Raw genomic sequence first — 253 nt, 5'->3', positions numbered from 1 at the left:
TTACTCGTCCAAAAGAGGCAAGATCGAAGTTAAGCGATAAAGAAACCAAAGATCTTAGTGACAAAGATGCGTATCAGGTACAGTTAGATCGTATTAAAGAATCAGATCTAAATAAAATCTCAAAAAAAGAATTAGAAATTGCAGCCATTAAACGTGAAATGGATGGTGGATACGCCTTATCTTCCCAAACAATTAAACAGGATTTGACGAAAGATGAAATTGCTGAAGTGAGCGAACATCTGAGTGACCTCCC

The 253-nt window shown here is 36.8% G+C and carries 1 pseudogene; it reads left to right on the top strand.

Features of this window, described 5'->3' with window-relative positions:
* Window positions 1-253 (top strand): annotated as a pseudogene (locus Q4550_RS23700) (penicillin-binding protein); the annotation flags it as partial.

Origin of the sequence: Anaerobacillus sp. 1_MG-2023, from assembly GCF_030547345.1 — a bacterium.
GTDB classification, from domain to species: Bacteria; Bacillota; Bacilli; order Bacillales; family Guptibacillaceae; genus Guptibacillus; species Guptibacillus hwajinpoensis_B.
Note: the sequence above shows the minus strand (reverse complement) of the source record. Positions and strands in the feature narration are given on the sequence as shown.